Annotated in this window: 19 protein-coding genes; 12 read left to right on the top strand and 7 right to left on the bottom strand. The window is 69.5% G+C overall.

Going from position 1 to position 18789, the window contains the following annotated elements; translation table 11 throughout:
- Positions 1-113 precede the first annotated feature (113 nt).
- From ABZ824_RS14300 to ABZ824_RS14280, 5 genes are all read right to left on the bottom strand, one after another.
- Positions 114-1268, bottom strand: coding sequence for an acetyl-CoA C-acetyltransferase (locus ABZ824_RS14300; RefSeq protein WP_356963887.1), 1155 nt, complete (start codon positions 1266-1268; stop codon positions 114-116).
- A 49-nt stretch (positions 1269-1317) separates the two neighbouring features.
- Positions 1318-1926: a TetR/AcrR family transcriptional regulator gene (locus tag ABZ824_RS14295; protein ID WP_356963611.1), complete on the bottom strand. Its 609-nt coding sequence runs from the start codon at positions 1924-1926 to the stop codon at positions 1318-1320.
- Positions 1927-1971: 45 nt separating this feature from the next.
- Complete coding sequence (locus tag ABZ824_RS14290; RefSeq protein ID WP_356963610.1) at positions 1972-2745, bottom strand: hypothetical protein; 774 nt, start codon at positions 2743-2745, stop codon at positions 1972-1974.
- A 199-nt stretch (positions 2746-2944) separates the two neighbouring features.
- Positions 2945-3742, bottom strand: coding sequence for an SDR family oxidoreductase (locus ABZ824_RS14285; RefSeq protein ID WP_355076832.1), 798 nt, complete (start codon positions 3740-3742; stop codon positions 2945-2947).
- Positions 3739-4956, bottom strand: a complete 1218-nt coding sequence (locus ABZ824_RS14280; protein ID WP_356963609.1) for an acyl-CoA dehydrogenase family protein — start codon at positions 4954-4956, stop codon at positions 3739-3741. The genes ABZ824_RS14285 and ABZ824_RS14280 overlap by 4 nt, the downstream gene beginning before the upstream one ends.
- Positions 4957-5031: 75 nt before the next feature.
- On the opposite strand from ABZ824_RS14280, the gene ABZ824_RS14275 reads away from it, so the two are divergent.
- From ABZ824_RS14275 to ABZ824_RS14250, 6 genes are all read left to right on the top strand, one after another.
- Positions 5032-6579 (top strand): FadD3 family acyl-CoA ligase, encoded by a 1548-nt coding sequence (locus ABZ824_RS14275; protein WP_356963608.1) that lies wholly within the window; start codon positions 5032-5034, stop codon positions 6577-6579.
- Complete coding sequence (locus ABZ824_RS14270) at positions 6579-7484, top strand: enoyl-CoA hydratase (RefSeq protein ID WP_356963607.1); 906 nt, start codon at positions 6579-6581, stop codon at positions 7482-7484. The genes ABZ824_RS14275 and ABZ824_RS14270 overlap by 1 nt, the downstream gene beginning before the upstream one ends.
- Positions 7484-8626, top strand: a complete 1143-nt coding sequence (locus ABZ824_RS14265) for an acyl-CoA dehydrogenase family protein (protein WP_356963606.1) — start codon at positions 7484-7486, stop codon at positions 8624-8626. Before ABZ824_RS14270 ends, ABZ824_RS14265 begins: the two co-directional genes overlap by 1 nt.
- The gene (locus ABZ824_RS14260; RefSeq protein ID WP_356963605.1) at positions 8623-9639 is read left to right on the top strand and encodes an acyl-CoA dehydrogenase family protein; all 1017 of its coding nucleotides are present in this window, start codon (positions 8623-8625) and stop codon (positions 9637-9639) included. Before ABZ824_RS14265 ends, ABZ824_RS14260 begins: the two co-directional genes overlap by 4 nt.
- Positions 9636-10688 carry an acyl-CoA dehydrogenase family protein gene (locus ABZ824_RS14255; RefSeq protein WP_356963604.1) on the top strand — a complete coding sequence of 351 codons (1053 nt, stop codon included), beginning with the start codon at positions 9636-9638 and terminating at the stop codon, positions 10686-10688. Before ABZ824_RS14260 ends, ABZ824_RS14255 begins: the two co-directional genes overlap by 4 nt.
- 215 nt (positions 10689-10903) lie before the next feature.
- Positions 10904-12301: an FAD-binding oxidoreductase gene (locus ABZ824_RS14250; RefSeq protein WP_355076821.1), complete on the top strand. Its 1398-nt coding sequence runs from the start codon at positions 10904-10906 to the stop codon at positions 12299-12301.
- Positions 12302-12310: 9 nt separating this feature from the next.
- On the opposite strand, the gene ABZ824_RS14245 is transcribed toward ABZ824_RS14250, so the two are convergent.
- Complete coding sequence (locus ABZ824_RS14245; protein ID WP_356963603.1) at positions 12311-12904, bottom strand: TetR family transcriptional regulator; 594 nt, start codon at positions 12902-12904, stop codon at positions 12311-12313.
- Between the two features lie 77 nt (positions 12905-12981).
- Between ABZ824_RS14245 and ABZ824_RS14240 the strand changes: the two genes are divergently transcribed.
- From ABZ824_RS14240 to ABZ824_RS14225, 4 genes are all read left to right on the top strand, one after another.
- Entirely contained in the window at positions 12982-13470 is a 489-nt protein-coding gene (locus ABZ824_RS14240) for a cupin domain-containing protein (protein WP_355076817.1), read from the top strand.
- A 113-nt stretch (positions 13471-13583) separates the two neighbouring features.
- On the top strand, positions 13584-14057 hold the full coding sequence (locus ABZ824_RS14235; RefSeq protein ID WP_355076815.1) for a MarR family transcriptional regulator: 474 nt from the start codon (positions 13584-13586) through the stop codon (positions 14055-14057).
- Positions 14054-15295, top strand: coding sequence for an MFS transporter (locus ABZ824_RS14230; RefSeq protein ID WP_356963602.1), 1242 nt, complete (start codon positions 14054-14056; stop codon positions 15293-15295). The genes ABZ824_RS14235 and ABZ824_RS14230 overlap by 4 nt, the downstream gene beginning before the upstream one ends.
- A gap of 93 nt (positions 15296-15388) precedes the next feature.
- Complete coding sequence (locus ABZ824_RS14225) at positions 15389-16141, top strand: DUF427 domain-containing protein (protein ID WP_356963601.1); 753 nt, start codon at positions 15389-15391, stop codon at positions 16139-16141.
- Between the two features lie 142 nt (positions 16142-16283).
- On the opposite strand, the gene ABZ824_RS14220 is transcribed toward ABZ824_RS14225, so the two are convergent.
- Positions 16284-17201 (bottom strand): AraC family transcriptional regulator, encoded by a 918-nt coding sequence (locus ABZ824_RS14220; protein WP_356963600.1) that lies wholly within the window; start codon positions 17199-17201, stop codon positions 16284-16286.
- A 96-nt stretch (positions 17202-17297) separates the two neighbouring features.
- Here ABZ824_RS14220 and ABZ824_RS14215 point away from each other — a divergent pair, with 96 nt between their 5' ends.
- Positions 17298-18371: a saccharopine dehydrogenase NADP-binding domain-containing protein gene (locus ABZ824_RS14215; RefSeq protein ID WP_356963599.1), complete on the top strand. Its 1074-nt coding sequence runs from the start codon at positions 17298-17300 to the stop codon at positions 18369-18371.
- A gap of 7 nt (positions 18372-18378) precedes the next feature.
- Positions 18379-18789, top strand: a complete 411-nt coding sequence (locus tag ABZ824_RS14210; protein WP_355076809.1) for a cupin domain-containing protein — start codon at positions 18379-18381, stop codon at positions 18787-18789.

Genomic DNA, 18789 nt, shown 5'->3' with positions numbered 1-18789 from the left:
CGCCTCAGGGGCAGTCGGATCACGAGGTGCAATCCGACTGACCACGACCCGTCGCCCTCCACGACACGCGAGCGGCACGTCGAACTTCTCGGCGTGCCGCTCGCTCGCGCGGATCAGCGCGGCAGGCGCTCGATGATGGTGGCGTTGGCGGTGCCGCCGCCCTCGCAGATGGTGAGCAGGCCGTAGCGGCCCTCGATCCGTTCGAGCTCGTTGAGCAGCGTCGCGAAAAGCTTCGCGCCGGTCGCGCCGAGCGGGTGACCGAGGGCGATGGCGCCGCCGTTGACGTTGACCTTCTCGGGATTAGCGTCGGTCTCCTTCAGCCAGGACAGCACCACGGGCGCGAACGCCTCGTTGATCTCGATCACGTCGATGTCATCGATGGTGAGACCGGACTTCTCCAGCGCCCACTTGGTCGCCGGGATCGGCGCGGTGAGCATGTAGATCGGGTCCGCGCCGCGCGCGCTCACGTGGTGGATGCGCGCTCGCGGCGTAAAGCCGTACTCCCGCACCGCCCAGTCCGAAGCGAGCAGGGTGGCGCTGGCGCCGTCGGAGATCTGGCTGGCCACCGCGGCGGTCAGCGGGCTGCCCTCGGCCAGCGCGGGCAGCGAAGCCATCTTCTCCAGACTGGTCTCGCGCGGGCCCTGGTCGATCCAGAAATCGCCGACCGGCACGATCTCGTTGTCGAAGCGGCCGTTCTTGATCGCGTCGCGGGCCCGCTCGTGGCTGCGCAGCGCCCAGCGTTCCATTTCCGCCCGGCTGATGTCCCACTTCTCGGCGATCAGCTGGGCCGCGCGGAACTGGGTCACCTCGGCGGTGCCGTAGCGGTGATCCCAGCCCTGCGATCCGACGAACGGCGAGTCGAAGCCGTACTCCTTGCCCGCGAACATGGCCGCGGAGATCGGGATCGCGCTCATGTTCTGCACGCCGCCCGCGACGATCACCTCGGCCGTGCCGCTCATGATGGCTTGGGCGCCGAAATTGATGGCCTGCTGGCTGGATCCGCACTGCCGGTCCACCGTGACGCCGGGCACCTCTTCGGGATAGCCCGCGGCCAGCCACATGGTGCGGCCGATGTTGCCCGCCTGGGGGCCGACGTTGTCGACGCAGCCGACGATGACGTCGTCCACATTGCCCGGGTCGATCGGGTTGCGGTCCAGCAGGCCGCGCAGCGCGGCCGCGCCCAGATCGGCCGGGTGCACGCCCGCCAGTGCGCCGCCGCGCTTGCCGACCGGGGTGCGTACCGCATCGATCACGTAGGCGTCCCGCAGCGGGGCATACGGACGACGGGACGCGGAAGGTGCTGACATGTAAGGACTCCTACGTGGTGCGCTCGCCGGCGGTGAGCCCGTCGAGCACGATGGTCAGGTACTGCTTCGCGAGGTTCTCGACGGTGACCGAGCCGCCGGGGCGGTACCACCGCACCGCGACCCACACCGTGTCACGCAGGAACCGGTAGGCCAGTTCGACATCCAGCTCCGGCCGGAAGCTGCCGTCCTGGACGCCGTTGGTCAGCACCCGGTGCCACAGCTCGCGGAATTCGCGGTTGTACGCGGCGATGTAGGCGAACCGCTCCGAGTCGCGCAGCCGCTTCGCCTCGGCCTGGTAGATCGCCACCGCGGCGTGCCAGCGGTCGAACGACTCGTAGGACGCGAGCACCAAGGCTTCCAAGGTGTCTCGCGAACTCAGACCGGAGGCGACGATCTCGCGGTAGCGGCCGAACAGTTCGTCCAAGAACCCGCGCAGGATCTCGTCCACCATCGACTCCTTGGAATCGAAGTGGTGATAGAGGCTCCCCGATAGGATCCCGGCCGCGTCGGCGATGTCGCGCACTGTGGTCGCGCGCAATCCCCGCTCGGCGAACAATTCGGCCGCCAAGGCGAGCAACTCGCTGCGCCGTGCTGATTTAGAGGCGTCTGGTGCGGGCACACGGCCATCATACAACCAAGCATTTGCTTGGTACAGCGGCCCCGTTCAACGGGCCGAATAGCGCAGCGGCGAGGACACCGAGAGATCGGCGAGCAGGCGATCGCAGATGATCACCGGCGAGACGCCCGCGCGCGCCATCCGGGCGACGAGCGCGAGACGACGTTCGCAGCTGTCCCACTCCACGGTGAGCTGACCGCGATCGGGACCGGCGTCCACCGTGGCCATCACCCGTGGCGGGCCGCCGCGCACCGGCTCCTCGCTCAGCTTGAGCACCATGCCGCGCTGCCAGGCGTGGTAGGTGTCCATGTCGGCCCCGATCACCAGTTTGTCGGTGGCCGCGCACAGGCCCTGCGCGATCTCGTCCGAGAAGGTCACCTGGTCGAAACGGAATTTCCGGCATTTCGCGACCACCGCGAGCAAGTCGGCGCGCACCTCGCACAGCAAGTCCGTCTGGCGCTGCCTGCGCTGCTCCTGCTCGCTCTCCGTGCTGTCGGCGCTGAGGCCGATGCGCCGGGCACGCTCGCGATCGCGCGCCAGATCGGCTCGCAGCGCGCCGCGCGGATCGCGGGCGACCTCTCCCTCGTCGACGGCGTGCTGCTCGAGAATCCGCGCGGCGGCCGTGGCGACCGCGCTTTCGGAGGTGTGCTCGATGAGCTCGGCGCCGAGGGCGAGGGCCGAGAGGACGAGGCTGTCGAGCCGTCGCCTGGCCAGCACGACTTCGCGCACCACATCGAGTTCCAGTTGTTCGCGGGCAGGTGGGCGATCGCGACCCATAGCCATCGCCCCCTTGAAGAGCGCTGATCCGATCTCATCCAGCATGGCACACCCCGCCGCGCTCCGGCTCGTCCTTTTCCACCTGATCAGCTGCCCATTTCACCCGGCAGCCGTGATGCGAGAAGGCGATCGCAATACGGCGTGGAAGATCTCTCCGGGCGTGGCGGACGAACGGCTGCTCGATGGTCGCCGGGGTGTGCTCGTCCGCCCCATGCAGAGCGGACGAGCCCGAAAAGCCCGTGGCTCAGGCGCGTTGGCTGCTGATCGAAACCACCTCGCCGGTCAGGTAGGTGGTGTAGTCACTGGCCAGCATCGCGATCGTGGCGGCGACCTCCCAGGGCTCGGCCGCGCGGCCGAACGCCTCACGCTCCGACAGCCGGTCGAGCAGCTCGGTCGAACTGACCTTGTCCAGGAAGGCGTGCCTGGCGATGCTCGGGGCCACCGCGTTGATCCGGACGCCGAGTTCGGCAGCCTCGATTGCGCTGCACCTGGTCAACGCCATGACGCCCGCCTTGGCCGCCGCGTAGTGCGCCTGGCCGTACTGCGCGCGCCAGCCGAGCACGCTGGCGTTGTTCACGATCACGCCGCCGTGGCCCGCGTCGCGGAAGTAACCGAGGGCGGCCCTGGTGCAGCGGAAGGTGCCGTTGAGGGTGATGTCGAGGACGCGGTCCCACTGCTCGTCGGTCATGTCGACCACGGGCGTCTCCCCGCCCAGCCCGGCGTTGTTGACCATGATGTCGATGCGGCCGACGGCCTCGGCGGCGCCGCGGATCAGCGCGTTCACCTGTTCGGTGCTCTGCACGTCGCACGGGATCGAGGCGACCCGCCGGTCCGGGAACTCGGCGGCCAGCTCGGTCGCGGTCTCGGCCAGACGCCGCTCGTGCCAGTCGGAGACCACCACGTCCGCGCCCTCCGCCAGCAACCTGCGCGCGGTGGCCGAGCCGATGCCGGTGCCCGCCGCCGCGGTGATCACGGCCGAACGTCCGGTCAGCAGGCCGTGCCCAGGAACGGGCGCGGGGGCGACCGACAGCGGCCCGGTCACGGGCGGGCCTCGCGCGGCAGGCCGAGCACCCGCTCGGCGATGATGTTGCGCTGCACTTCGTTCGAACCTCCGTAGATGGTGTCGGCGCGGGTGAACAGATACAGCCGCTGCCATTCGTTGAGATCGTTCTCGCCCGCCACCAGGCCGCGGGCGCCGAGCACGGCCATCGCCAGCTCCCCCAGCCCGCGATGCCAGTTGGCCCACAGCAGTTTCGCCACCGAGGCCTGGCCAGCCCCGTCGTCCACGCCCGCGCCCTCCATCGTGCGCATGGCGTGCGCGCGCAGCACGCGCAACCCGACCCAGGCGCGGTCGATCCGGTCGGCGATCAGCGGGTCGTCGGCCGTGCCGGTGCGGCGGGCCAGAGCCTCGATGTCGGCCAGTTCGCGGGCGAACCGGATCTGCTGGCCCAAGGTGGAGATGCCGCGCTCGAAGGTGAGCGTGCCCATGGCGATCCGCCAACCGTCGCCCGGCTCGCCGACCACCAGGTCGGCCGCGGTGCGGGCGTTGTCGAAGAAGACCTCGTTGAATTCCGAGGTCCCGGTCAGCTGGATGATCGGACGCACGTCGATCCCCGGCTGCCGCATCGGGACCAGCAGGTAGGACAGACCCTTGTGCCTGGTGGACCCGCGCTCGGTGCGGGCGACGACGAAGCACCAGTCGGCCACGTGAGCCAGCGACGTCCAGATCTTCTGCCCGTTGATCGACCACTCGTCGCCGTCCAGGTGCGCCGAGGTGGTGATGGCGGCCAGGTCGGAGCCGGCGCCGGGCTCCGAATAACCCTGGCACCACAGTTCGCTGACGTTGCGGATGCCGGGCAGGAAGCGGTCCTTCTGCGCCTGGGTGCCGAACGCGAGCAAGGTCGGGCCGAGCAGTTCCTCGCCGACGTGCGACACCCGCGCGGGGGCGTTCGCCTTGGCGTACTCCTCGTGGAAGATGACCTGCTGGCGCACCGTGGCCTCGCGGCCGCCGTACTCCTTCGGCCAGCCCAGGCAGGTCCACCCGGCCGCGGCCAGGTGCCGGTCCCAGGCCAGGCGTTCGTCGAACGCCTCGTGTTCGCGGCCTGGACCGCCGAGGCCGCGCAGCGCGCGGAATTCGCCGTTGAGGTTCTCCTCCAGCCACTCGCGCACTTCGGCGGCGAATCGCTCGTCCTGCACGGCGGAAAACCGCCCGTCCGGAGCGGCGGTGTCGGATTCTGAGGTCTGGATCGCACCCACGCCGGTAGGATAACCTACCAAGCACTTGCTTTGTAGAGTGCACGCATAACTCGCTCGCGGACGGTAAGGACAACCGTGACAACCCCTGCACAGACGACACCGATGGCACTGCACCACGCCGCTCGGACCTTCGGCGACGCCCCGGCGATCGCCGACGGCGAGGTGCGGCTGAACTGGGCCCAGTTGCTCGAGGCGGTCCAGGAAGTGGCACGGGCGCTCATCGCACGCGGGGTGCGGACGGGCGACCGGGTGGCCATGTGGGCGCCCAATACCCACCACTGGGTGATCGCCGCGCTCGCCGCGCACTACGCGGGCGCGGCGCTGGTGCCGCTGAACACCCGCTACGTGGCCGACGAGGCCGCCGACGTGCTCGGACGGGTGGACGCGAAGGCCCTGTTCATCGCGGGGCCCTTCCTCGGCCGCGACCGCTTGGCCGAACTGCGCACGTCCGACCTGGCCATCGACACGGTGGTGGTGATCCCGGTCGAACCCGGCACGGAGAACACCGACATCGCCGCGCTGGACTGGTCGGAACTCGCGACCGTCGCCGCACCGGTCACCGTGGCCGAAGCCGAGGAACGCGCCGAGTCGGTCCGCCCCGACGACATCTCCGACATCCTGTTCACCTCCGGCACCACCGGCCGCAGCAAGGGCACGCTGGTCGCGCACCGGCAGGCGCTGTCGGTGGTGCGGGCCTGGGCGGAGTGCGCCACCTTGCGGGGCGACGACCGGTATCTGGTGGTGAACCCGTTCTTCCACAACTTCGGATACAAGGCGGGCATCCTCGCCTGCCTGGTCACGGGCGCCACGATCATCCCGCAGGTCACCTTCGACGTACCGGAGACGATGCGGCGGATCGGCGCGGAGCGGATCACCGTGCTGCCCGGCCCGCCGACGATCTACCAGACGATCCTGGATTTCCCGCGCCGCACCGAATTCGACTTGAGCTCCCTGCGCGTGGCCGTCACCGGAGCGGCGACGGTGCCGGTGGTGCTGATCGAGCGGATGCGCTCGGAACTGGCCTTCGACGTCGTCATCACCGCCTACGGCCTGTCCGAGAGCGCGGGTTTCGGCACCATGTGCCGCGTCGACGACGACGCCGAGACCATCGCGAACACCTGCGGCAGGCCGATCGCGGATTTCGAGTTGCGCCTCGGCGAGGCGGGCGAGGTCCTGCTGCGCGGGCCGAACGTGATGCTCGGATACCTGGACGACCCGGAAAGCACCGCGGAGACGATCGACGAGGACGGCTGGCTGCACACCGGCGACATCGGCACGGTCGACGACCGCGGATACCTGACGATCACCGACCGGCTCAAGGACATGTACATCTCCGGCGGCTTCAACGTCTACCCCGCCGAAGTGGAACAGGCGCTGGCCCGGCTGGACGGCGTGGCGGAGTCGGCGGTCATCGGCGTGCCCGACACCAGGATGGGCGAGGTGGGCAAGGCGTACGTGGTGCGCAAGCCCGGCTCGGGCCTGACCGAGGACCAGGTGCTCGCCCACGCCACCACCGTGCTGGCCAATTTCAAGGTGCCGCGGTTCGTCGAGTTCCGCGACCAGTTGCCCTACAGCGCCGCCGGGAAAGTGCTCAAGCGTCAACTACGTGAGGAGAAGTCGTAATGTCGGAACCGGCAACCCCGGACGAGGGTCCGGCGATCCCGGACGAAGGTGAGGTCGTCACCTACGAGCGGCGCGGACGCGTCGCGATCGTCACGCTGAACCGGCCGGACTACCGCAACGCGCAGAACTCGGTGATGACCTACGCCCTCGACGCCGCGTTCGAGCGCGCCGTGGAGGACCCCGAGGTCGGAGTGATCGTGCTCGCGGGCAACGGCAAACACTTCAGCGCCGGGCACGACATCGGCACGCCCGGCCGCGACCACCACGTGCGGTACCAGAACAAGGCCGCGCTGTGGTGGGACCACGTGGACCGGGCCGGCGGCGACCAGCGCTTCGCCCGCGAGCTCGAGGTCTACCTCGGCATGTGCAGGCGCTGGCGGGAGATCCCCAAGCCGACCATCGCCATGGTGCAGGGCGCCTGCATCGCGGGCGGGCTCATGCTGGCCTGGGTGTGCGATCTGATCATCGCCTCCGACGACGCGTTCTTCTCCGATCCCGTGGTCCGCATGGGCATTCCGGGCGTCGAGTACTTCGCGCATCCGTGGGTGATGGGTCCGCGCGCGGCCAAGGAGTTCCTGTTCACCGGCGACCGCTTCGGGGCCACGCAGGCCAAGGAGTGGGGCATGGTCAACCGGGTGGTGCCGCGCGCCGAACTGGAGGCCGAAACCCTCGCGCTGGCCGAGAAGATCGCCACCATGCCGCAATTCGGTCTCGCGCTGACCAAGAAAGCGGTCAATCAGGCCGAGGACCTGATGGGCATGCGCTCGGGCATGGATTCGGTCTTCGGCCTGCACCACTTCGCGCACGCGCACAACGCCGAGGTCGGCGCCGACTCGCTGGGCGGCATGAACGCCAAGTCGATGAAGGCCTCCGCGAGCACCGCAGAACAGAACGGAACGACCTAGTGGATCTGGATCTCGATCAGACGACCCAGGAATTCCAGCGGGAGGTCCGCGAATTCCTGGCCGCGAACAAACCCGCGAAACCGCTGCCCTCCATGGACACCAAGGCGGGATTCGAGGCGCATCGCGCGTGGGAGCGCACCCTTGCCGACGCACGGCTCTCGGTGGTGGCCTGGCCGGAAGAGTTCGGCGGGCGCGATGCCTCGCTGCTGGAGTGGGTGCTGTTCGAGCAGGAGTACTACGCGGCGGGCGCGCCGGGGCGGGTCAGTCAGAACGGCATATTCCTGCTGGCGCCAACGCTTTTCGAACACGGCACCACGGAACAGCTGGAACGGATCATGCCGCGGATGGCGCGCGGCGACGACATCTGGGCGCAGGCGTGGTCGGAGCCCGAAGCGGGCAGCGACCTGGCCGGTATCCGCTCGACCGCCCGGCGCACCAACGGCGGCTGGCTGCTGAGCGGCCAGAAGACGTGGAGTTCGCGCGCCGCCTTCGCGGACTGGGCATTCGGGCTGTTCCGCAGCGATCCCGAGGCCGAGCGGCACAAGGGCCTCACCTACGTGATGTTCCCGCTGTCCGCCGACGGGGTCTCGGTGCGCCCGATCCCGCAGCTGGACGGCGAACCCGGCTTCGCGGAGATCTTCCTCGACGACGTGTTCGTGCCCGACCGCGACGTCATCGGCGCGGCCGGCGAGGGCTGGCGCGTGGCGATGAGCACCTCCAGCAACGAACGCGGCCTCTCGCTGCGCAGCCCCGGGCGGTTCAGCGCCACCGCGCGACGGCTGATCGATCTGTGGCGCGAGGCGGGCGACGAGGACAACACCGCGCAGCGCGACGCGGTGGTGGACGCCTGGATCGGCAGCGAGGCCTACCGGCTGCACACGTTCGGCACGGTAACCCGGCTCAACGAAGGCGGCAAGCTCGGCGCGGAATCCTCGATCACGAAGGTGTTCTGGTCCGAACTCGACATCGCCATGCACGAGACCGCGCTCGAGGTGCTCGGTCCGGCGGCGGAACGTTCCGGGCTGTGGACGGACGGATACCTGTTCGCGCTGTCGGGACCGATCTACGCGGGCACCAACGAGATCCAGCGCAACATCATCGCCGAGCGGCTGCTCGGACTACCGAGAGGAAGCAGCCGATGAGATTCGCGCTCAGCCCCGAACAACTCGATTTCGCCGCCAGCCTGCGCAAACTGCTGGAGGCGGGCCGCGCGCCCTCCGCCGTGCGCGCGTGGGCGTCCGGCGACAGCGGGCCCGGTCGCGCGTTGATCCGGCAACTCGCCGAGGCCGGTGTGCTGGGTCTGGCGGTGGCGGAGGAGCACGGCGGCATCGGCGCCGAACCGATCGATCTGGTCGTGGCGTTCCAGGAGATCGGCCGGGCGGCCGTGCCGGGACCGGTGCTGGAGACCGCCGCCGCGATTCCGGCTCTGCTGCAAGCGCTTCCGGACCGGAATCCGGCCGCGCGCTGGCTGCCCGGCTTCGCGGAGGGCACGGCGCTGGGCACCGTCGCCTTCGCGAGCGGTGTCGCGCTGGATGCCGACACCGCCGAGGTGGTCCTGCTGGCCGGCGAGCAGCTGTCCATCGGGCACCGCGGCGGTCTGGTGCGATCGGTCGATCCCGCCCGCCGCCTGTTCACGGTCGCCGCGGCCGAGCCCGTCGCCGAGGGTGAGCAGGTCGCCGCGGCCGTGGCCGCCGGTTTCGACACCGGCGCGCTGGCCTGCGCGGCCCAGCTGCTCGGCGCGGGAAAGGCCCTGCTGCACGCGTCCACCGAATACGCCAAACACCGCAAGCAATTCGGTAAGCCGATCGGCGAGTTCCAGGCCGTGAAGCAGAAGCTGGCCGACGTGCTCATCGCGCTGGACCTGGCCGAGCCGCTGCTCTATCGGGCCGCGCTGACCATGACCGGACCAACCCGGAGCCGCGACGTCTCGGCCGCCGTGATCGCCTGCGGCGACGCCGCCTACCGCGCGGCCCGCACCGCGCTCCAGGTACACGGCGCGATCGGCTACACCGCCGAGTACGACCTGTCGCTGTGGCTGACCAAGGTGACCGCGCTGCGTTCGGCCTGGGGCACACCGGACCTGCATCGCGCCCGGATCGCACGGGCGCTGCGGGAGGATACCGACCAGGAACACGCCGAGCGAGGCATCGCATGACCGCCGAACACCAGGAATTCCTCGCCTCGGTGCGTGCACTGCTGACCAAGCACGCCGGGTCCGCGGCGGTGCGCGCCGCGATGGACACCGAACTCGGCTACGACCCGGCGCTGTGGCGGCTGCTGTGCGAGCAGATCGGCGTCGCGGCGCTGGCGATTCCCGAGGAATACGGCGGCTTCGGTGCGAGCCTGGTCGAATCCCTGCTGGTGGTGGGCGAATTGGGCCGCACGCTCGCCGGGGTTCCGATGCTCGGCTCGGCCGTTCTCGGTGGACAGGCGGTGCTGCTTTCGGGCGACGACGAAGCGTGCGCACGGCTACTGCCCGAGGTGGCGGAGGGCGCGCGCACGATCGCGGTCTGCTGGGCCGACGAGCGCGGCTGGGACGAGCCGGGTGTGCACGAGACGGACGGCGCCCTCACCGGGACCGCGCACTACGTGCTCGACGGTATGTCGGCCGACACCTTCGTCGTCGTCACGCCGACCGGTCTGTTCGAGATCGAACCCACCGCGCCGGGCGTCACCCGCAGGCCCGCGCCCACCATGGACCCCACCCGCAAACTGGCCGAAGTCGGTTTCGCCGACGCGCACGCGCGACGGCTCGGCTCGGGTGACCAGTCCGGGACGGTCGCCCGGCTGCGCGAGATCGCGTGGGCGGCGGTGGCCGCGGAGCAGGTCGGTGCCGCCGACCGCTGCCTGGAGACGACGGTCGACTACGCCAAATCCCGCGTGCAGTTCGGCCGGGTGATCGGCAGTTTCCAGGCGCTCAAGCACCGCATGGCGGACATGTACGTGCTGCTGGAATCGGCCAGGTCCGCGTCCGTCGCGGCGACCGCGGCGGTGGCGGCGAACAGCCCGTCGGCCGCCGAGGACGTCTGGGTCGCCCGCGTGCACTGCTCGGAGGCGCTCACCGCCATCGCGGCCGAGACCGTCCAGTTGCACGGTGGCATCGCGATCACCTGGGAACACGACGCGCATCTGTTCTTCAAGCGCGCCCACGCGGACGCGCAGCTGTTCGGGGCCGCGCACCGCCCGATGACGCAGCCCGCCTGAGCCGGGTCAGGGCGCGCCGACCTGGTCGGCGGCGCGCCCTTCCTCGATAGGCTGTCCGGCGTGGTCCCGATGCACTAAGATGTGACAAGCGCCACACGCGCATGCCGGGGGATGCGTTTTCGAGTGGCACCGCAGGTCGGAATCGGTGCCGTAGCGAGTCGATATGCCGGCTCGCCTCCCAAAAGTCGTCGGGGCCCACCAGCCGGGAGGATGCCATGACGCAAACAGTGCATTCCGATCTCGAAGCATTACGGTCCACCATGGACGGGCCGGTGTACGGCCCAGCGGATACCGGGTACGACCGGGCCCGCGCCATCTGGAACGGGGACATAGACCGGCACCCCGCCGTGATCGCCCAGTGCCTGTCGCCGCGTGACGTGGCCGCGGCGTTGGCCTTCGGCCGGGACCGGGGGCTGGAGATATCCGTTCGCGGCGGCGGCCACTCCTACAGTGGGACCGCGGTCGGCGAAGGCGGCCTGATGATCAACCTGAGCGCCCTCAAGGGCGTCGTGGTGAATCCGGAAGCCGAGCGGGCCCGGGTCGGCGGCGGAGCGACGATGGCGGACATGGACGCCGCGACCCAGAAGTACGGGTTGGCGGTGACCGGCGGAGTGATCAGCGATACCGGCGTCGGCGGCCTCACCCTCGGCGGCGGCATGGGCTGGCTGACCCGCATGGCGGGGCTGGCCATCGACAACCTCGTCTCGGCGCAGGTGGTGCTCGCCGACGGCCAGGTGGTACGGGCGTCGGAGACCGAGAACGCGGAATTGTTCTGGGCATTGCGCGGCGGCGGCGGAAATTTCGGAGTGGTCACCGAATTCGAGTACCGCCTGCATCACGTCGGGCCGGAAATTCACCTCGGCTTGCTCTTCTGGGACATGCCGGACGGCACCGACGCACTCCGCCTGATCCGTGAGTTCATCCCCACTCTGCCGCGCCGGTCGGGAGCGTTGATCGCGCTGGCGATGTCGGCGCCGCCCGCGCCTTTCGTCCCGGAGCGATACCACGGTCACGCGGGCCATGCCCTGATCGTCGCCGGTTTCGGCACGGCCGAGGAGCATGCCGCCGCGGTGGCGCCGATCCGGAACGCCCTGCCGCCGCTGTTCGAATTCCGCACCCCGATGCCGTATGCCGGATTGCAACGGATGCTCGACGCGGCGGCGCCGTGGGGCCTGTACGGCTACGAGAAGGCGCTCGACCTCGACGATTTCTCCAACGACGCCATCGCGGTGCTGATCGCGAACGCGGCCAGGAAAACCGCGCCGCTGTCGTTCATGCCGATCTTCCCGCTCAGCGGCACGTTCAGCACTGTCGGTGAGGACGACACGGCATTCGGCGGCACGCGCCGTTCGCATTACGAGTGCAACATCACCGCGATCACTCCCGACACCGAGACGCTCGCGCTGGACCGGGAATGGGTGCGCACGACGTGGGATGCGCTGCGTCCATTGGCTTCCAACCAGGGCGGGTATGTCAATTTCATGGCCGACCCGGACCATGCCCGGGTTCGCGAATCGTACGGACGCACGAAATACGCGAAGCTGGCGCACATCAAAGCCGACTACGACCCGGGGAACGTCTTCCACCGCAACGCCAACATAGCCCCGGGCTGACCTCCGAGTTCACTCGTCCGAGCGTCCACGGGCCGCATCGGGGCGCAGGCCGTGCAGCACGATCCGCACGAGCCTGCGCCAATCACCGCTGCCGCTGCCGATGGTGGCGGACAACGCGCCGACGATCATGTAGACGTCCGCCACCGTGCAGTCGTCGCGCAATGTTCCCGCGGCTCGGTCCCGCTCGACGAGCTCGCCGATCACGTCCTCGAGCCTGCCGCGGGATTCGCCCCTCGGCTCGCTGCCCGCCGACTGCCGCGCCGTCTCGATCGCCGCCGACAAGCCCCGGTCGGCCGCCAGCACCTCGCCGACATGAAGCAGGTAGCGTGCGAGCCCCTCGCCGGGCTCGGCGCGCAGGCATTCGGTGCGGGCGAACTCCTCGATCTCGGCGAAGCGCTGCTCGGCCGCGGCCTCGATGAGGTCGGCATGGGTGGGGAAATGACGGTAGACGGTTCCGACGCCGACTCCGGCGGCGCGCGCGATCTCGGTCAGTGGCACGGCACTGCCGTGCTCGGCGAACAGCGTGCGCGCCACGGACACGATGCGGGCGCGGTTGAGCGTGGCGTCGGCGCGCTGCTTGCGGGCCGATGGTGGCCTTGACACTGACGATCCCTCCGTGTTTACGCTTCAAACGGAATCGGATTCCAGTTCCGTTTCATCGCTTCGAAGGGTAGCACTTCATGTCCCACAATCGTTTCCGCGTTCTGACCCCCGGCGAGGCACGGCCCGGCCGAGTGCCGCTGCCGCCCGCGTTCGCGGTGAAGGCCACCACCGCCGACACCGAGGGCAGGTTCTCCCTGCTGGAAGTGACCCTCGCGCGCGATATTCCCCGGCACACACACCACGTCGCGGACGAATGCGTCTACGTGCTCGAAGGAACGCTCGACGTCGAGTTCGACGACCGAACCCTTTCCGCGACGGAAGGCATGTTCGTGTTGCTGCCACACGGCGTGCCGCATGCCCTGCGCTGCGGATCGCAGCCGCCGCCACGAGTGCTGCAGATCTCCTCGCCCGGCGGCTGGGAGTGCTATCTGGAGGACCTTTTCGAAGCCGGAGCATCGGTGCTGACCGAGGGCGTGCTGGATCCGGTGAAGATCAATCCCATCGCGGCGGCATATGACATCCACTACGAAGAATCGGCGAGTCCCGTTGCCGGACAGGTCGATTGACTCGCTCACCGCCGACTTGGACAACCCGGCGGAACCCACCGTCCCGTCGGGATCCACCTCATGTGGCCGACTTCACCGCAGATAGATAGTTAGCCTATGTAATAATATTTCTCGTGCGGCAAGCTCAGGTGAACGTAGCGGATGACATCGTCGTCGACCTTCTCGTCACCGCGGGCAGGCTCACTCGGCTGGCCGGGGTGATCAGCGGCGACGACCTGCCGCGGGCCATGTTGCGGGCGCTGGCGGTGCTCGACGAACACGGCGCGCTGCGCGTCAGCGAATTCGCCAGGATCGACCGATGTTCACAGCCGGCGGCAACGGCGCTGATCGGCAAGCTGGTCGCGGAAGGCTACGCGACCCGACGCAAGGACCCGGAGGACTTCCGGGCCGTGATCGTCGAACTCACCCCGGCCGGGCGGACCCGGCTGGCCGAGTTCCGCCGCGCATTCGCCACCGCGATCGGCGAACACCTGCCCGGCTTCGACACCGAGCGACTGGCCCGGCTGGACACCGAACTGCACGACCTGCTGGAGGCCCTGAAAACGGCTACGCGACAGCACGATCCGATCTCGAGGGAACACCGATGAGCACTTTGGCTCCCACCCGCGCCCCGGTCGCGGACAACACCAAGCAACCGAAAGCCGTCTGGGCGGTCGCGTTCGCGAGCGTGATCGCGTTCATGGGCATCGGCCTCGTCGATCCCATTCTCAAGCCGATCGGCGAGCAACTGAACGCGTCCCCGTCCCAGGTGTCGCTGCTGTTCACCAGCTACATGCTGGTGACCGGCGTGGCCATGCTGGTCACCGGCGTGGTGTCCAGTCGCTTCGGCGCGAAGAAGACGCTGCTGGCGGGGTTGACGATCATCATCGTGTTCGCGGCTCTGGCCGGTATGTCGAATACGGTGGCGCAGATCGTCGGTTTCCGCGCGGGCTGGGGCCTGGGCAACGCGCTGTTCATCGCCACGGCGCTGGCCACCATCGTCGGCGCGGCCAGCGGCGGCGTTGCCCGCGCGATCATCCTCTACGAGGCGGCGCTCGGCATCGGCATCGCGACCGGTCCGCTGGTCGGCGGCGTGCTCGGCGGAATCAGCTGGCGCGGCCCGTTCTTCGGCGTATCGGTGCTGATGGCCATCGCGCTGGTGAGCATCGTCGTCCTGCTGCCGGAAGGGCCCAAGCCGACGCATCACACCTCGATCGCCGCGCCGTTCCGCGCCTTGCGCTACCGGGGGCTGCTGATCGTGAGCATCACCGCCCTGCTGTACAACTTCGGCTTCTTCACCCTGCTCGCCTACACCCCGTTCCCGCTGGATATGGGCACCTATGCGATCGGCTTCATCTTCTGCGGCTGGGGTGTACTGCTGGCGATCGCGTCGGTCTTCCTCGCTCCCCGGTTGCAGCGCCGGTTCGGTTCGCTGCCGATGATGGGACTCTCCCTGGGCCTGTTCGCCGCCGACCTGGCGACGATGGCCGTGTTCGCCGAGCACAAGCCGGTGCTGATCGTCGGCACCGTGCTGGCAGGCCTGTTCCTCGGCGTGAACAACACGCTGATCACCGAGGCCGTGATGATCTCCGCGCCGGTGGAGCGGTCCACCGCCTCGGCGGCCTACAGCTTCGTCCGCTTCGCGGGCGGCGCCGCGGCGCCCTACCTCGCGGGCAAGCTCGGCGAGCACAGCGTCTCGCTGCCGTTCTGGGTGGGCGCGGCGTGCACCGCCGCCGCGGTCGTCGTCCTGCTCGCCGGGCGCGCCGCCTTGGCCCACCTCGACGACCACGATCCCGCACCGCACAGCGTCGAGGAAGCCCAGGCCATCACGGTCGGCGACGACTGATCCCCGCGCGCACCGAAGGCAGCCGCCAGCGTGGCTGCCTTCGCCGTTTCCGCACCCTGGCGCGGGCCGGTGCGAGGAGTACGGTCAGGAGATATGACCGAAGCGAAGCGGGGGCGCGTCAGCGTCGAGACCAGCCAGAAGCGTGTGCGCGTCTATCTGGGCGGGCACTTGGTGGCCGACAGCGCGCGGCCGGTGCTGGTCTGGGAGAACCCGCACTATCCGACCTACTATCTGCCCGTCACCGACCTGCGCGCCAAGCTCGAACCGAACGGGCAGACTCAGCACTCCACCAGCCGCGGCGACGCGACGGTCTACGACCTCATGGTCGACGGCACGACAGCGGGCGGGGCGGCGCTGCGCTACCACGACTCGCCGCTGACCGAATTGCGCGAGCTGGTTCGCTTGGAGTGGGGCGCGATGGACGAGTGGTTCGAGGAGGACGAACCGATCTACGTCCACCCGCGCAACCCGTACTCGCGCGTCGACATCCTGGCCAGCTCCCGGCATGTGCGGGTGGAGATCGACGGGGTCACCGTGGCCGACTCGCACGGGCCGCGCATTCTCTTCGAAACGGGTCTGCCCGCGCGGTACTACCTGCCGATGACGGACGTCCGCATGGATCTGCTGTATCCGTCGGCCACCCACACCAGCTGCCCGTACAAGGGCACCGCCGACTACTGGACCGTCCGCGTCGGCGGCAACGAGTATCCCGACTATGTGTGGGGCTACCGCACGCCGCTTCCGGAGAGCCAGAAGGTCGCCGGGCTGGTCTGCTTCTACAACGAGAAGGTCGACATCTACGTCGACGGGGAACTCCAGGAAAGGCCGCGCTCGCCCTTCAGCTGAGTTCGGCGACAGCCCGCAAGTCTCGCCCCTTTCGGCGTCGTTCCCCTCGGTCACCACGTCATACGGCGCTGGCAGGGATCAGTCCTCGCGCCGCGACCGCGCACTTGCCGGTCCGGTCGAGCGATATGCGGCGGCGGCCCGGTCAGACCGCGACCAATGGCGGACTGTCGGCCGCACGGCGGTATTGGCCCGGCGCCACGCCGTATTCGCGTTTGAAGGCCTTCGCGAAGGCGAACTCCGAGGCGTATCCGACCCGGCGGGCCACCGCGCCGAGACTGCTGTCGGTGTCCCGGAGCAGACGAGCGGCGGTCAGCATGCGCCAGCGGGTCACGTAAGCCAGGGGCGGTTCGCCGACCGTCGCGAGGAAGCGACGCGCGAGGGTGGCGCGAGAGACGCCCGCGATGTCACCGAGGTCGGCGACGGTCCAGGCGCGGGCCGGTTCCTCGTGCACCGCGCGCAGCGCCGCCGCGACCGCGGGATCGGCGAAGGCGCCCGCCCAGCCGGAGGAGCACAGGTCGGACTGCTCGTCGAACCAGGCCCGCAGGATGAACAGCAGCAACGTCTCGAGGATCGCGGGCACGGCCGCGTCGCTACCCGGACGGGGCTCGGCGATCTCCACGGCCAGCAGGTCGACCGCGCCGCGCAGCGCTGGATGTCGCCCCGGACGCGCGGGCAGATGGATGAACTCGGGCAACTCGTCGAGGATCGGATGGGTGCGGCTGCGGCCGAGTTCATAAGCGCCGCACAGCAAGGCGGTCCGCACGCCCGGCCCTACGATCTCCCGTGGCTCACCGGGCTGCGCGGTCTCCGTGACCGGGGTGTCCAGACTGTCCATCAAGTCGTGGTCGGCCCCGCGCGGCATGAACAGCACGTCCCCCACGCCGAGTGCAATGGGTTCGCCGTCCGGCGGCGCCACCCAGCAAGAGCCCTGTAAGACCACGTGGAAACCCGCGCCCGGCACTACCGGGTACCGCCGACCCCACGGAGCGTGCCGGATGAACAGGCCGGAGGTGGGACTGCCGGTGCGGATGGCCGCGATGGTCTCGCTGAGAATATCCACCCATTCACCGTAGCACTCTGTAGTTGAGTGTTTGGGACAAATTATCGAGCGCTCTACGCATTGTCCGGCTCACGAGAAGCCAATAGCTTTCTATTCATGACATCGACCGAAACCACCGCCACCATCGCCGTCTACGGCGCGACCGGACACACCGGCGGCTACCTGCTCGCCGAACTGCGCCGCCGCGGCGTCGACCCGATCCTGGTGGGCCGCGATGCCGATCGCGTCCGAGCCGCTGCCGATGCCGCGGACCTGCCCGCAGCCGACATCCGGGTAGCCGACCTGTCCGACCACACGGCTCTGGTCACCGCGTTCACCGGAGCGGATGTGGTGATCAGCAGCTTGCCCGCCTATGTCGAGCACGGCTCGGCGGTGCTGGCCGCCGCGATCGACGCGGGTGCGCATTACACCGACATGTCCGGCGAGCAGATTTTCCTGAAGCGCGTGCTCGACGAGTTCGGACCGCGCGCGGCGGCGGCCGGCGTCACCGTGGTCTCCGGCGTCACCGACAGCAACCTCCCCGGCGACCTGCTGGCACACCTCATCACGCGCCGGGTGCCCGGGCCGGCCGAGGTGGTGTTGAGCCATCTGAGCAAGAGCGGCGGCAATGGTTCCAAAGGCAGCGCGAAGACGGTGCTCGCCAGTTTGGATTGGTTCCGCGGCGGCGGCTGGCACTACGCCGACGGCGAACTGCGCACCGGCGCGACGGCGCGCCGCGAGAAGATGACCTTCCCCGGTGACACCGAGCCGACCACCGTCGCCAAATTCCCGCAGCCCCCGGTCCTGACCATCCCGCGGCACTCGGACGTCTCCTACGTCGAGGGCGTCCTCGCCACCTCGATCCTCGACACACTCAGCGGGTTCACCGCCGAACTGATCGACACGCTGCCCGACGCGCCCGGCGCGGACCTGCGCTACGACCTCGTCGTCGACGCGTTCGGCGCGGACGGGCGGCAGGTCCGCGGCGTGCTCAGCGGCGTCGACTCCTACCGCGATTCGGCGTTGATGGCGGTGGAGTCGGCGGTCCGCTTGGCCGGCGGAGCCGCGGCGCCCGGCGCCCTCGCGCCGGCGGAGGCGTTCGACCCCGCCGATTTCCTGGACGCGCTGGCGCCTTTCGGTATCACCTGGCGTATCGAGGGAAGCCGAGCGTCGGCGAAGGATCGGGCATAGTCGAACGATGACCGACAATCGACCGCCGCTCGCTGTCGCCCTCGATCTCGCGCCGCATCCCGAAGGCGGCTGGTACCGCCAAACCTGGCGCAGCCCCGTGGAATTCACACCGGAGGGTTATCCGGGCCCGCGCGCCGCCGCCACCGCGATCCATTTCCTGCTGCTGCCGGGCGAGCGGTCCGCCCCGCACACGGTGCGCTCCGACGAGCTGTGGCTCTGGCACCGTGGCGGACCGCTGGCGCTGGAGATCGGCGGCGAGGAGGTGATCCTCGGCCCCGACCTGGAGCACGGTCAGGCGCTCCAAGCGGTGGTGCCGGGCGGGGTCAGCCAGTCGGCGCGGCCGGCGACTGCGGAATACGTGCTGGTCAGCTGCATCGTCGCGCCGGGATTCGACTTCGCGGATTTCCGGCTGGACTGA

The sequence above is a fragment of the Nocardia sp. NPDC047038 genome (genome assembly GCF_040644075.1).
GTDB classification, from domain to species: Bacteria; Actinomycetota; Actinomycetes; order Mycobacteriales; family Mycobacteriaceae; genus Nocardia; species Nocardia sichangensis.
Note: the sequence above shows the minus strand (reverse complement) of the source record. Positions and strands in the feature narration are given on the sequence as shown.